This is a genomic window from Cupriavidus sp. Agwp_2, from assembly GCF_040784895.1.
GTDB lineage: Bacteria > Pseudomonadota > Gammaproteobacteria > Burkholderiales > Burkholderiaceae > Cupriavidus.
The window spans coordinates 3,574,136-3,586,453 of record NZ_CP088083.1 but is presented as its reverse complement, the minus strand read 5'-3'; the positions used below and the strand labels follow the sequence as shown (position 1 = coordinate 3,586,453).

At 67.9% G+C, this 12,318-nt stretch carries 12 protein-coding genes; 3 read left to right on the top strand and 9 right to left on the bottom strand.

Annotation, left to right across the window (positions count from 1 at the left end; all coding sequences use genetic code 11):
- Positions 1 to 90: 90 nt before the first annotated feature.
- Positions 91 to 726, bottom strand: a complete 636-nt coding sequence (locus LPA45_RS16815; RefSeq protein ID WP_116319944.1) for a DNA-3-methyladenine glycosylase I — start codon at positions 724 to 726, stop codon at positions 91 to 93.
- A gap of 114 nt (positions 727 to 840) precedes the next feature.
- On the opposite strand from LPA45_RS16815, the gene LPA45_RS16810 reads away from it, so the two are divergent.
- Entirely contained in the window at positions 841 to 1,197 is a 357-nt protein-coding gene (locus tag LPA45_RS16810; RefSeq protein ID WP_367394647.1) for a DUF2314 domain-containing protein, read from the top strand.
- A 23-nt stretch (positions 1,198 to 1,220) separates the two neighbouring features.
- Here the strand turns inward: LPA45_RS16810 and LPA45_RS16805 are convergent, their stop codons facing one another.
- Positions 1,221 to 2,222, bottom strand: coding sequence for a hypothetical protein (locus tag LPA45_RS16805; protein WP_233528146.1), 1,002 nt, complete (start codon positions 2,220 to 2,222; stop codon positions 1,221 to 1,223).
- Positions 2,223 to 2,361: 139 nt separating this feature from the next.
- Positions 2,362 to 2,772, bottom strand: coding sequence for a hypothetical protein (locus LPA45_RS16800; RefSeq protein WP_367394646.1), 411 nt, complete (start codon positions 2,770 to 2,772; stop codon positions 2,362 to 2,364).
- Positions 2,773 to 2,997: 225 nt separating this feature from the next.
- Between LPA45_RS16800 and LPA45_RS16795 the strand changes: the two genes are divergently transcribed.
- Positions 2,998 to 3,891: a class III extradiol ring-cleavage dioxygenase gene (locus LPA45_RS16795; RefSeq protein ID WP_116319942.1), complete on the top strand. Its 894-nt coding sequence runs from the start codon at positions 2,998 to 3,000 to the stop codon at positions 3,889 to 3,891.
- Positions 3,892 to 3,909: 18 nt separating this feature from the next.
- On the opposite strand, the gene LPA45_RS16790 is transcribed toward LPA45_RS16795, so the two are convergent.
- The 5 genes from LPA45_RS16790 to LPA45_RS16770 form a co-directional block, all read right to left on the bottom strand.
- Positions 3,910 to 5,130: an MFS transporter gene (locus tag LPA45_RS16790; protein ID WP_376790617.1), complete on the bottom strand. Its 1,221-nt coding sequence runs from the start codon at positions 5,128 to 5,130 to the stop codon at positions 3,910 to 3,912.
- Between the two features lie 86 nt (positions 5,131 to 5,216).
- Positions 5,217 to 6,515, bottom strand: a complete 1,299-nt coding sequence (locus tag LPA45_RS16785) for an MFS transporter (RefSeq protein ID WP_367394645.1) — start codon at positions 6,513 to 6,515, stop codon at positions 5,217 to 5,219.
- 97 nt (positions 6,516 to 6,612) lie between these two features.
- The gene (locus LPA45_RS16780) at positions 6,613 to 7,041 is read right to left on the bottom strand and encodes a VOC family protein (protein WP_116319939.1); all 429 of its coding nucleotides are present in this window, start codon (positions 7,039 to 7,041) and stop codon (positions 6,613 to 6,615) included.
- A gap of 8 nt (positions 7,042 to 7,049) precedes the next feature.
- Entirely contained in the window at positions 7,050 to 7,400 is a 351-nt protein-coding gene (locus LPA45_RS16775; protein WP_116319938.1) for a GFA family protein, read from the bottom strand.
- Positions 7,401 to 7,430: 30 nt separating this feature from the next.
- Complete coding sequence (locus LPA45_RS16770; protein WP_367394644.1) at positions 7,431 to 7,850, bottom strand: GNAT family acetyltransferase; 420 nt, start codon at positions 7,848 to 7,850, stop codon at positions 7,431 to 7,433.
- Positions 7,851 to 7,989: 139 nt separating this feature from the next.
- Here LPA45_RS16770 and LPA45_RS16765 point away from each other — a divergent pair, with 139 nt between their 5' ends.
- On the top strand, positions 7,990 to 8,601 hold the full coding sequence (locus LPA45_RS16765; RefSeq protein ID WP_116319936.1) for an HD domain-containing protein: 612 nt from the start codon (positions 7,990 to 7,992) through the stop codon (positions 8,599 to 8,601).
- Positions 8,602 to 8,667: 66 nt separating this feature from the next.
- Here the strand turns inward: LPA45_RS16765 and LPA45_RS16760 are convergent, their stop codons facing one another.
- Positions 8,668 to 12,273 (bottom strand): indolepyruvate ferredoxin oxidoreductase family protein, encoded by a 3,606-nt coding sequence (locus LPA45_RS16760; protein WP_116319935.1) that lies wholly within the window; start codon positions 12,271 to 12,273, stop codon positions 8,668 to 8,670.
- Positions 12,274 to 12,318 lie beyond the last annotated feature (45 nt).

Genomic DNA, 12,318 nt, shown 5'->3' with positions numbered 1-12,318 from the left:
ATCGACCGCATCGGTCAGGCGCTGAACAATGCATCGCCTTGCGGCGGACGTATACGTCGCGTGATGAGCGCGGACCATCGTTAACGCTGGTCAACGCGGCACCTTGAACACCTTGCGCGCCCGTATCACTTCCGCCCGCGTCGAGCAGCCGTCCTGGTGGTCGTTAACCAGGCCCATCGCCTGCATCAGCGCGTACATGGTGGTCGGCCCGACAAAGCGCCAGCCGCGCTTCTTCAGGTCCCTGGACAGCGCCGTCGACTCGGGCGAGACCGCCATGGTGCGCAGCACCTCGGGCGTCAGCACCTTGGGCCGGCTGTCCGGATCCGGCTCGAAGCGCCAGAAATAGGCAGCCAGCGACGATTCCGTTTCCAGTAGTTCGCGCGCACGCTGGGCGTTGTTGATGGCGGCCTCGATCTTGCCGCGGTGGCGCACGATGCCGGCATCGCCGAGCAGGCGCTGGATGTCGCGCTCGCCGAAGCGGGCGACCTTGTCGATGTCGAAGTTGGCGAAGGCCTTGCGGAAGGCCTCGCGCTTGCGCAGGATCGTCAGCCAGCTCAGGCCCGCCTGGAAACCCTCCAGGCACAGCTTCTCGAACAGCCGCCGGTCATCCGCGACCGGGAAGCCCCACTCGTGGTCGTGGTAGTGGCAATAGTCTTCCAGCGTGCCGCACCAGCCGCAGCGCACCGGCGCTGTCGTGGCTGCCTGCGCTTCCTTCTTGCTTGTCATGCGCAACCTTTCTCCCATTTCGGTGGATCCGGCGCGGCGGCCGCTCAACTGGCTCGCGGCGCGCCGCATTTGCTGCGATCATGCCCGCACCTGAGACATTGCGGAAGGCTGAAAATGGACATGCGATTGACGACCCTGGATGAAGACGGCTGGGAGCTGGACGACGGCGAGCCCATTGCCGCCGCCCATCCCGACACCTTCTGGATTCCGCCCCGCGAGGAACGTGAAGCGCTGGTGCCGGGCCAGCAGGTCAAGCTGATCTTCCGTATCCTGGTCGCCGCCGACGACGACAGCGAGGAGGTCCATGTCGAGCGGATGTGGGTGATCGTGACCGGGCGCGAGGGCAGCCTCTATACCGGCGAACTGGATAACCAGCCGTATTGCTCCGAGGATATGGCGCCGGGCATGCCGCTTTGCTTCGAGGCGAGGCATGTGATCAATATCTACCGGGAAGGGGATGAGGCGGAGTGAGCGCAGCCAACTCCCTGGGCGGGTCAGAAGCTCGCCGCCAGTCCCAGTGAAACCCCCGACACATTGTTGCCGAACACATAGCGCACCACCGCCCGTATCCGCGTGACGAACACCTCGTGCGCACTGGTATCCAGCTCCAGCCCGGTGCCAAGCGTGGTCAGGTAGTTGAAGCCGAGAATGCCTGCCTGGCTGCCGAAATAGTGCGAATGCGACAGCTCCAGCACATAGCGCACCGGCCGGTCGAGCGCGTACAGGCCGGTCGGTGCCCGCCAGCGCGCCCACAGGTTGGCGGTCTGCGCGGTCGCCGTGCCGGTGACTGAACTGGTCGTGCCGCCGAAGCTTTGCAGGTGGATGCTGGTGTAGCGCAGCTCGACGTCGACCTCGTAGTTCTCGCGGTAGTGCTCCAAGTCCAGCATCAACGAGCCGCCCAGGCCGTACGCGTTCAGGCTGCCGCCATCGAGGAAGTTGATCTGGCGGTCCGTCACGCGTTCCACCGCGAACTTGCCGATCGACAGGTCACTGGAGACATTGCCCAGCGAGAAATTGAAGATCGGCCGGATCACAAGCTCCTTGTTGGCGGTGATCGGGAAATCCCAGCCGATGCCGATGGTGCCGGAGAACGTATTCCAGCGGGTCGGGATGGCGCGCGATTCGGTACCGTTGCTGGCAATGAAGGTGGGATCGTAGCGGCTGTAGGCGATCGCGCCTTCGAGGTAGAGGGGGAACGACTTGCTGATGGTGAAGCCGCCGCCGAGCTGCGACATGACGACGCCGGGATCGTCGGTGCTGGCGTTGTTGATGGACAGCGAACTGGAAGTCAGGTCAGGCACCACCGAATACGCCATCAGCGACAGCACCGCGTTGGCGTGCCGCTGCACGTTGGCACCTACGAGCTGCAGCCCGTTGCCGGCCTGGCCGTGCGCGGTACCCGCGGCCAGCAAGCCGAGCGTCGCCGCCACGGCGCGCCAACTGGCAGCGCGGCGCAGGCTGGCGCGAAGCCGGGCGGTCAGCAGGCGTACGGACATGGGCATTCCCCCTTGCACACGGCTTACGCGGCGCGCCGCGAGGCAGCAGCCATTCTAGCCACGCGGGCGGGCGTGGGAGCACTGCGCAAAAGTTTTCAGATCGGGTTGCCGACGAATTGAATCGGGCGCGGGGCCAGGATCAGCCTGCCGGATGGCGGCGAGGTGTCTGCCGCCTGCCGGCATCGCCTGCTTCGGCCGCATTGGCCATGTTCGCCACATTCGCCACATTCGCCACTTCGGTCCTGGCCGCCGGCGGGGGCCGGTGGCGGGTCACCCACAGCATCAGCGCGCTGCCGGCCCAGCCGGCAACAAACACCGTATCTCCCACCTGGTTCAGCCATTCGCCGGCATCCGGCTGGCCGGCGAGCGACCACAGCCATTGCGCAGGCAGTCGCGCCGCGATCCACAGCGCGACCGCAGGCACGCTGCCGTAGACGCCCGGCTGCCACCAGTGGGCTGGAAGGGGGATGCGCCGCCCGGTGCGGCGCAGCAGATTCGGTACCACGATGTCTCCGGCCACCCGGCGCGCAAGGCGTGCTGGCGGCGTCATGCATTGGCGCAGAGGCATGCCGGCGCGGCGCTTGCCCCCTCGGCTGCATCATAGGGTGGCGGCGCCGGCGGCGTCCCGGCATGTCTGGGGCGGTGTGTGGTCTAGCCCACCTCACCTGCGCCAGTTCAGTTTTTTTGCATGAAAGATGCGCAAAAGCGGGCCGTGACGGCGGCCGATCTTTGCCAAACTCAATGGCAAGTACACAGATCAATGAGACCCGACGCCATGCTTCCCGCACTGTTCATCTCGCACGGTTCCCCCATGCTAGCCATCGATCCCGGCCCCACCGGCGCGGCCTTCGACGCACTTGGCGAGCGCCTGCGCGCGCAGCCGCCGCGCGCGGTGCTGGTGGTGTCGGCGCACTGGATCTACAGCACGCTGGCGGTGAGCAGCCGCGAGCGGCAGGAAGCGTGGCACGACTTCGGTGGCTTCCCGCGCGAGCTGTATGCGCTGCGCTACGATGCCCCGGGCTCGCCGGCGCTGGCCGCGCGCGTCAAGGCGCTGGTCGAGGCCGCTGCCATTCCAGGCGCGGGGTTTGTCGGCGAGGACGACGAGCGGCCGCTCGACCACGGCGCCTGGATGCCGATGCGGCACTTCTTCCCGGACGCTGACGTACCGGTGGTGCAGCTGGCGCTGAACCCGTACCTGTCACCCGCCATTCAGATCGAGATCGGCCGTGCCCTGGCCCCTCTGCGCGAGGATGGTGTGCTGGTGCTGGCTTCGGGCAGCTTCACGCATAACCTGCAGGAGGTGTTCGGCAGCGGCGCCCGCCCCGACCAGCACGGGCCGCAGGCCGAACCCTATGTCGAGGCCTTCCGCGGCTGGATGCGCGACGCGCTGGACGAGGCGCTGGCCACCGGCGACACCGGCCGCATTGCCAACTACCGCGCCGAGGCCCCATACGCCCGCCGCGCGCACCCGACCGACGAGCACCTGCTGCCGTTCTACGTGGCGCTGGGTGCCGCGCTGGGGCCGCGGAGCGCAGGCGCCGCAGGTACGATGCCAGCGCCGGCCAGCGTGGCTTGCGTGGCCGATGAGGTCACCTACGGCGTGCTGGCAATGGACAGCTTTGTGTTCGAGGGACTAGGCGCCGGCACGCCATTGCGTGCGGCAGCCTGAGTTTTCTGCAGGCGCTGCTCAGCGCCCATCCCTGCGCGGCGGCAGGTAGCGCCGCGCCGAGCGCGCGCCGGCCAGCGCAATCCAGCCCATGGTCAGTGCCACCACGGCCAGCCCGACGCGCAGGTCGGCCAGGTGCGCCACGCCGCCGATCAGCACCGGGCCCAGCAGCAGCCCCAGGTAGGCGAAGCGCGCCACGCGCGAGATCGCCTCGGCCGGTGCCACGCCGGGCAGCCGCGACGCGGCCACGAAGAAGATCGGCACCATGTTGGCGGCGCCCAGTCCCATCAGCGTAAAACCCACCAGCGCCGCCAGTGGCAGCGGCACCATCAGCGCCAGCACGATGCCGGCAAAGCCCAGCCAGGCGCTGCCGGTCAGCGTGGCGCCATCGCCCAGGCGTGCGCGCAGGCGGTCGCCGCCGAAGCGCCCGCACGCCATCCCGCCGGAGAAGGCGGCGTAGCCCAGGCTGATCCACCCGGCTGGCGCCGCGGTCACATCGCGCATATAGACGCTGGTCCAGTCGTACATCGCCCCTTCGCCGATCAGCCCCAGGAACGCCAGCAGGCCCAGCAGCCACAGCGCGCGCACCGCGTGGTCGCGATGGTGGCCGGCGCCAGGCATCACCGGGTGGTCAGGCAGCAGGCCGGGCATGGCCGCGAGCGCAGCCAACGCGGTCACGCCCGCCATCATCGCCGCGTGCGCCAGCGGCGCCACGTCCAGCGACAGCATCAGCCCGCCGAAGGCCGCGCCGGCCATGCCGCCGAGGCTGAACATGCCGTGCAGCGCCGACATCACCGGGCGCGGGCGGCTGGCCTCCACGGTGGCGGCCTGCGCGTTCATGGCCACGTCGAAGCCGGCATTGGCGATGCCGAATACCACCAGCGCGGGCAGCAGCCACCAGAACGAAGGCATCGCCAGGATCGCCACCGTGGCCAGCGCGAACAACAGCCCGCTGGCTGTCGCCGTGCGTGCGCTGCCGACGCGGGTGACCCAGCGCCCGACCGGCCCCATTGCCAGGAGGGCGCCGCCGGCGACAGCGAGCATCGCCAGCGACAGCATCGCGTCGGACAGGCCGAAACGCGCCTTGATGGTGGGGATATGGACGCCCCAGGTGGCAAAGGTGGCGCCGTTGACGAAAAACAGCGCCATGGTGCCGCGTGTGGCGCGCGCGAGCGCGCCCGGCGTGGATGGGGCGGCCATGGCGAGCGGGGCGGTGCCGGGTGGCGAGTTGGAGTCTGACATCGTGATGCGGGGGCGCGGCCGGCGCCGTCGGCGCGGCCGCAAAAGCCCCTATTGTCGTGCATCCGGGCGACCGGGGCCTGGCGGCGCTACGGCGCGGTATCCGCCAGGCGCAGCAGCCCGCGCCGGTGCAGCGCGTAGCCGAACGCCAGCAGCGCGCCCAGCGCCAGCGCCAGCATCACCCACAGCATCAGCCAGTAGCCGCCCGCCGCCCGCCACATCAGCGCGCCCAGCCACGGCGCGGCGGCCTGCATCAGCAGCACCGGTGTCATCATCAGGCCGTTCAGCGTGGCGTAGTGGTGGCGCGAGATCAGTTCGGGCATGGCCATCGCCCGCAGCATCGTGTTGACGCCGTTGGCGCAGCCGTAGAGCACCGCGGCCACCATCAGCCAGGCGCCGTGGCCGAGCGCGAAGCACAGCAGCCCCATGCTCATCAGCAGGTAGACCGGCAGCGACAGCCGCACCGGGTGGCGCACCGCCGCCCGCATCATCAGCATGCGGCCCACCACCTGCGCCGGGCCGATCAGCGCCGCCACCGCCAGTTGCTGCGACACCGGCAGGCCTTTCTCGGTCAGCATCGGGATCAGGTGCGCGCCCAGCAGCGAGGCCACCACGGCGGTCGCGGTGAAGGCCAGCACCACGGCCCAGAACACCGGCTGGCGCAGCGTGGTGCGCGCGATGCCGGCGCTGCCCGCGTCGGCACCGGCGGTCGGCGTGCCAGTGTAGGTGGGATGCATGGCATAGCGCATGCGCGCGTGCAGCGGCGCGCAGACCAGCAGGTTCAGCAGCGCGAAGCCAACCAGCGTGGGCCGCCAGCCGACATGCAGCACCAGCCATTGCGCCAGCGGCACGAAGATCGTGCTGGCGAAGCCGGCCATCAGCGTGACCGCCATGATCGGCTTCTGGTACTGGTCGCCATAGGCCTGGCGCAGCACCACGAAGGCTGGCTCGTACAGCGTGGTGGCCATCGCCAGCCCGATCGGCACCCACATCAGCAGGAACATGGCGGGGGAGGGCGACCATGCCCACAGCAGCAGCCCCAGGCCGGCAAGCACCGAACCCGCGCCCATCACCCTGCGCGCCGGCGCGCGGTCCAGCAGCCGGCCCACCGCGAACGAGCACATTGCCCACACCAGCAACCCCAGCGAATAGCCGGCCGCCAGGAATGGCCTGGACCAGCCCGTGGTGCGGATCATCGGCTCGATGAAGACGGTGAAGGCGAAGAACAGCGTGCCCCAGGAGATGGTCTCGGTCAGGCCGAGGACCCAGACCAGCCGGCGCGGCGGCGTGGCTGGCTGCGCGGGTCCGGCGCGTGCCGGGCTGGCGTCTGCGGAAGAATCGGCGGTACTGGCGGCGTCCGGATCGGAGCTGGCTTCTAGCGTTGTCATGGCGGGCCCCGGCGGGGGAGTCGCCATGGCTGGCGGCGCGCGGGACCAGTGGCAAATTGTAGCGATCCTGCGCGCACGCTGCGCGACGGTGCGCCGCTTACTGTGCGGTCATCGCCGATGCTGGTGCAGGCGGGCCTTTCAGTTCGACCACGTTGCCGTCCGGGTCGCTGATGTAGAGCGACGGGCCCTTGCCCTCGGCACCGAAGCGCTGCGCCACGTCGCTGGCCTGCACGTCGTGCCGGGCCAGCCACGCGCGCAGCGCGGGCTCGTCGAACGGTTCGATGCGCAGGCAGAAATGGTCGAGGTTGCGACCCTCGGCGCCCGGGCCCGCGCCGCCGGCACGGCCGAGCGGGCCGTCCAGCGAGACCAGGTCGATCAGCGCGCTGCCCGCGCGCAGTTGCGTCAGGCCGAAGTCAGGCTGTTCGCGCTCGACGCTGCAGCCCAGCACGTCGACATAGAAGCGTCGCAGCGTGTCCACGTCGGCGGTGCGCAGCACCAGGTGGTCGAGATCGAGGATGCGGAACATGGCGCGCGTCAGTGGTGCAGGCCGTCGTAGTCGATGACCTTCAGGCTGTCCAGGTCGACATCGTCCAGGCAGCGCACGTTCACGCCTGCCATCGGCCTGCCGTCCTTGTCCTGGCCATCCGCGTACGGGCCGCAGCCGCACACCGGACAGAAGCGGTGCGCGATCTTCATGGTGTTGAAGCGGTAGGTCGACGCATTGCTCTCCGGCGTTTCCAGCTTGAACGTCGCGCGCGGCACGAACCACAGCAGGTGGCCGCGCCGGCGGCAGATCGAGCAATTGCAGCGGATCACGCTCGGGATGCTTTCGGCCTCGACCTCGAAGGCAATGTTGCCGCAGTGGCAGCTTCCGTGGAACGTCATGTCGTCTCCTTGATCCTCAGTCTGTTGCTGCTAGATATCCGGGATCAGCCGCTTGCCCAGGCTGACCGCTTCGTCGGGCGCGTAGCCCAGCTTGCCGTAGAAATCGATCACCGCGCGGTTGCCCGTGCGCACCAGCAGGTTGATCTTGGGGCAGCCGCGTTCGATCAGCAACTGCTCGGCATGCGCCATCAGCACGCGGCCGTAGCCGCGGCCCTGCAGCTCGGGATGTACGGCCACATAGTAGACCCAGCCGCGGTGGCCGTCGAACCCCACCATCGCAGTGGCCACGGGCTGCCCGTCGGCTTCACCGACAAGGAACAGTTCGGGTTGCTCGGTGAGCTTGCGCGCGATATCGCGCCGCGGGTCGTTCCACGGACGGGTCAGGCCGCAGGCCTGCCACAAGTCAATGACGCAGGGTTCGTCTTCAGGACGGAAGGGACGGATCAGCATGGACGGTGGTGCGCTGCAATATGCCGGCACATTGTTAGCTTTTTGACAGTGTAGCGCCGCTACGGATGCCACAATGCCCGCACAACATGACGAGCGGATGTGCGGCCCCCGCACACGCCCCCACAACAGGAGACCCAGCATGAGCGACACCCATGCGCCTGCGCGCGCGAGCTTCAGCCATATGGAACACGGCACCCGCGAGGACTGGGCGGCCATTTCCGCCGAGTTCATGCCGTATGCGCGGGCGCTGCCGGACCGCGTGCTGGCGCACCTGCGGCTGCTCGATGGCGATTGCGGCGGCTTTCCGGTGGACCGGCTCACGCATTCGCTGCAGACCGCGACGCTCGCGCACCGGGACGGGCAGGATGAGGAATACGTGGTCTGCGCGCTGCTGCACGATATCGGCGATACGCTTGGCAGCTTCAACCATCCCGATATCGCGGCGGCGATTCTGAAGCCGTTCGTCAGTGCCGAGAATTTGTGGATGGTGGAAAAGCATGGCGTGTTCCAGGGCTACTACTTCTTCCATCACCTCGGGCTGGATCGCAACCTGCGCGAGCAGTATCGCAATCAGCCGGAGCTGTTCGAGCGCACGGCCGAGTTCTGCCGCAAGTACGATGCGGCAGCGTTCATGACGGACTACGACACGCTGCCCTTATCGTTCTTCGAGCCGATGGTGCGGCGGGTGCTGTCGCAGCCGAAGAATTCGATGTATGTGAAGCCGGGCGAGAAGGAGTTGGCGCAGCCGTAGGGCGGCGCCACGAGCGGACCGATTGTGTTCCCTCTCCCGCAAGCGGGAGAGGGAAGGAACAGCGCGTTACGCCGCGCGCTGCGCCGTCTCAGGATGCCTGAACTGCTCGAGCAGTTTCGCCCAGCGCCCGCGCACCGCCTTCAGGTTGTTTTCCTTCACGTGCCCGAAGCCCCGGATATCGTCCGGAAGGTTGGCCAGCGCGACGGCGGTGTCGTGGTTGGCAGCATTCAGCCCCGCCACCAGTTCATCCAGCAAGGCGCGGTATTCGCCGATCAGCGCGCGCTCGGTGCGGCGTTCCTCGGTCTTGCCGAAGACATCGAACATGCCGCCGCGCAGCCCCTTCATCTTCGCCAGCACGCGGAACAGCGTCATGGTTGATGGGCCGAATCTGCGCTTGACCAGGTGCCCCTTGTCGTCGCGCTTGGCCGTTGTCGGCGGCGCCAGCCAGAAATTGAGCTGGTAGTCCTTGCCCGGTTCGCCTTCGAACTGCGCGCGCAGCTTGTCGAGGAAGACGGGATCGGTATAAAGGCGCGCCACCTCGTACTCGTCCTTGTACGCCATCAGCTTGGCCAGGTTGCGTGCCGCGGCTTCGGTCAGCGGCAGTGGCTTGCCGCTGCCGGCCAACGCGCTTTCGGCCGTGCGCACGCGGTCGATCGCTTCGCGGTAGGTGCGCGCGTAGCCGGCGTCCTGGTAGGCCGTCAGGTGTTCCATGCGGCGGGCGACCAGCTTCTCCAGCATCGCGCCGGTCGAGGTCGGCAGCTTGACCACTTCCGCGCCTTCCGCGGTGGTCTGCAGCTTGCCGGTCAGCGACAGCACGTGCTCCGGATCGTGCGCCATGTGCCGGCCCCAGTCGAACGCGGCCTTGTTCTTCTCGATGGCCACGCCGTTGAGTTCGATGGCGCGCTCCAGCGCCTGCAGCGTCAGGGGGATCCAGCCCTTTTGCCAGGCGTAGCCCAGCACCAGCGGGTTGGTGTAGATGGCATCGCCCAGCAGCGCCACGGCCAGGCCGCTGGCGTTGATGAAGTCGCACTTCTCGCCGACGGCGTTGCGCACGTCCTGTTCCGCCGACAGCCCCGGGAACTGCCACTTCGGGTTCTTGATGAACTCGGCGGTTGGCGTCTGGGCGGTATTGACCACGGCGCGCGTGCGGCCGGCTTGCGTCTTGGAGATGACTTCGTCGGTGGCCGACACGATGGCATCGCAGCCGATCACCAGGTCCGCCTCGCCCATCGCGATGCGCGTTGCGTGCAGGTCATCGGGGCGCGCGGCCAGTTGCACGTGCGACAGCACCGCGCCGCCTTTCTGCGCCAGGCCCGCCATGTCGAGCACGGTCACGCCCTTGTTTTCCAGGTGCGCCGCCATCCCCAGCAGGCCACCGATGGTCACCACGCCGGTGCCGCCGACGCCGGTCACGAGGATGCCATACGCGCGGCGAATCGCCGGCAGCTCAGGCGCAGGCAGCGCCGGCAGGCTGTCCATCGACACGCCGTGCTGCTCGGGCTTGCGCACCTGTGCGCCTTCGGCCGAGACAAAGCTCGGGCAGAAGCCGTTCAGGCACGAGAAGTCCTTGTTGCACGACGACTGGTTGATCTGGCGCTTGGTGCCGAAATCCGTCTCAAGCGGCTCTACCGACAAACAGTTCGACTTGACCGAGCAATCGCCGCAGCCTTCGCACACCGTGTCATTGATGAAGACGCGGCGCGCCGGGTCCTCCATCGTGCCGCGCTTGCGGCGGCGGCGCTTTTCCGTGGCGCAGGTCTGGTCGTAGATCAGGATGGTGCAGCCCGGCACTTCGCGCAGTTCGCGCTGCACGCTGTCCAGCTGGTCGCGGTGATGGATGTCGATGCCCTGGGGCAGCTTGATCGCCGCGTTGTACTTCTCTGGCTGGTCGGTGACGATGACGATCTTCTTCGCGCCCTCGCTGTGCACCTGCCAGGCGATGTCCTGCACCGACAGCTGGCCGTCCACCGGCTGCCCGCCGGTCATCGCCACCGCATCGTTGTACAGGATCTTGTAGGTGATGTTCACGCCCGCGGAGATCGACGCGCGGATCGCCAGCAGGCCAGAATGGAAGTACGTGCCGTCGCCCAGGTTGGCGAACACATGCTTGTCGCCCGCGAACGGTGCCTGCCCGATCCACGCCACGCCTTCACCGCCCATCTGGCTGAAGGTGCTGGTACTGCGGTCCATCCACACCGTCATGTAGTGGCAGCCGATGCCGGCCAGCGCGCGCGAGCCCTCGGGCACGTTGGTCGAGGTGTTGTGCGGACAGCCCGAACAGAACCATGGCTTGCGCTCCGCCTTTTCCTGCCCAACCACGCGCGGCGTGGCCAAGGCCTTTTCCTTGGCCTCGATGATGGCCAGGCGCGCGGTGATGCGCGCGCGCACGTCCATCGGCAGCTCGAACTTGTCCAGCCGCGTGGCGATGGCCTTGGCGATGATCGACGGCGACAGCTCATAATGCGCCGGCAGCAGCCAGTTGCTCTGCGGGATCGACCATTCGCCGCCCGCGTTGTCCTTTTCGTCGAACTTGCCGTAGACCTTCGGGCGCACGTCATCGCGCCAGTTGTACAGCTCTTCCTTGAGCGCGTACTCCATGATCTGGCGCTTCTCTTCGACCACCAGGATTTCCTGCAGGCCCTCGGCAAACGCGCGCGCGCCATGCGCTTCCAGCGGCCAGACGCAGCCGACCTTGTACAGGCGGATGCCGATCTGCGCGCAGGTGGCATCGTCCAGGCCCAGGTCGGCCAGCGCCTGGCGCGTGTCCAGGTAGGCCTTGCCGCCGGTCATGATGCCGAAGCGCGCGTGCGGCGAATTGATCTCGATGCGATCGATCTTGTTGGCGCGCACATAGGCCAGGCCCGCGTACCACTTGTAGTCGAGCAGGCGCGCTTCCTGTTCCAGCGGCGGATCCGGCCAGCGGATGTTCAGGCCGCCCGGCGGCATGATGAAGTCGTCCGGCAGCACGATCTGCACGCGGTGCGGGTCCAACTCGACCGAGGCCGACGATTCCACCACGTCGGTCACGCACTTCATCGCCACCCATAGCCCGGAGTAGCGGCTCATGGCCCAGCCGTGCAGGCCGTAGTCCAGATACTCCTGCACGTTCGACGGATACAGCACCGGCAGGCCGCAGGCCTTGAAGATGTGCTCGGACTGGTGCGCCAGCGTCGAGGACTTGGCCGAGTGGTCGTCGCCCGCCAGCACCAGCACGCCGCCGTGCTTCGACGAGCCAGCCGAGTTGGCGTGCTTGAACACGTCACCGGTGCGGTCCACGCCCGGCCCCTTGCCGTACCACATGCCGAACACGCCATCGAACCTGGCATCCGGATACATGTTCACCTGCTGCGACCCCCACACCGAGGTTGCGGCCAGGTCCTCGTTGAGGCCCGCCTGGAACACGATGTTGTGCGCGGCGAGGTGCTTCTTGGCCTTCCACAGCGACAGGTCCAACGCGCCCAGCGGCGAGCCCCGGTAGCCGGAGATAAAGCCGGCGGTATTCAGGCCGGCAACGCGGTCGCGCTCCTGCTGCAGCATCGGCAGGCGTACCAGGGCCTGCGTGCCGCTGATATAGATGCGGCCACGCTCCAGCGTGTATTTGTCGTCGAGGGAAACGTTTTCGAGCGCGCGGCGGATGGCGTCGCTGACCGGAGGGGTCAGGGGGGCATTCATAGGTGCTCCTCTATGGGGCGTGTTGTCGGGATCACCGACACCTGC

What these genes read in the sequence shown, in the direction of transcription:
- LPA45_RS16815 (WP_116319944.1), bottom strand. Translation starts at nt 726, where the DNA reads ATGACAAGCAAGAAGGAAGCGCAGGCAGCCACGACAGCGCCGGTGCGC.
- LPA45_RS16810 (WP_367394647.1), top strand. Translation starts at nt 841, where the DNA reads ATGGACATGCGATTGACGACCCTGGATGAAGACGGCTGGGAGCTGGAC.
- LPA45_RS16805 (WP_233528146.1), bottom strand. Translation starts at nt 2,222, where the DNA reads ATGTCCGTACGCCTGCTGACCGCCCGGCTTCGCGCCAGCCTGCGCCGC.
- LPA45_RS16800 (WP_367394646.1), bottom strand. Translation starts at nt 2,772, where the DNA reads ATGACGCCGCCAGCACGCCTTGCGCGCCGGGTGGCCGGAGACATCGTG.
- LPA45_RS16795 (WP_116319942.1), top strand. Translation starts at nt 2,998, where the DNA reads ATGCTTCCCGCACTGTTCATCTCGCACGGTTCCCCCATGCTAGCCATC.
- LPA45_RS16790 (WP_376790617.1), bottom strand. Translation starts at nt 5,130, where the DNA reads ATGTCAGACTCCAACTCGCCACCCGGCACCGCCCCGCTCGCCATGGCC.
- LPA45_RS16785 (WP_367394645.1), bottom strand. Translation starts at nt 6,515, where the DNA reads ATGACAACGCTAGAAGCCAGCTCCGATCCGGACGCCGCCAGTACCGCC.
- LPA45_RS16780 (WP_116319939.1), bottom strand. Translation starts at nt 7,041, where the DNA reads ATGTTCCGCATCCTCGATCTCGACCACCTGGTGCTGCGCACCGCCGAC.
- LPA45_RS16775 (WP_116319938.1), bottom strand. Translation starts at nt 7,400, where the DNA reads ATGACGTTCCACGGAAGCTGCCACTGCGGCAACATTGCCTTCGAGGTC.
- LPA45_RS16770 (WP_367394644.1), bottom strand. Translation starts at nt 7,850, where the DNA reads ATGCTGATCCGTCCCTTCCGTCCTGAAGACGAACCCTGCGTCATTGAC.
- LPA45_RS16765 (WP_116319936.1), top strand. Translation starts at nt 7,990, where the DNA reads ATGAGCGACACCCATGCGCCTGCGCGCGCGAGCTTCAGCCATATGGAA.
- LPA45_RS16760 (WP_116319935.1), bottom strand. Translation starts at nt 12,273, where the DNA reads ATGAATGCCCCCCTGACCCCTCCGGTCAGCGACGCCATCCGCCGCGCG.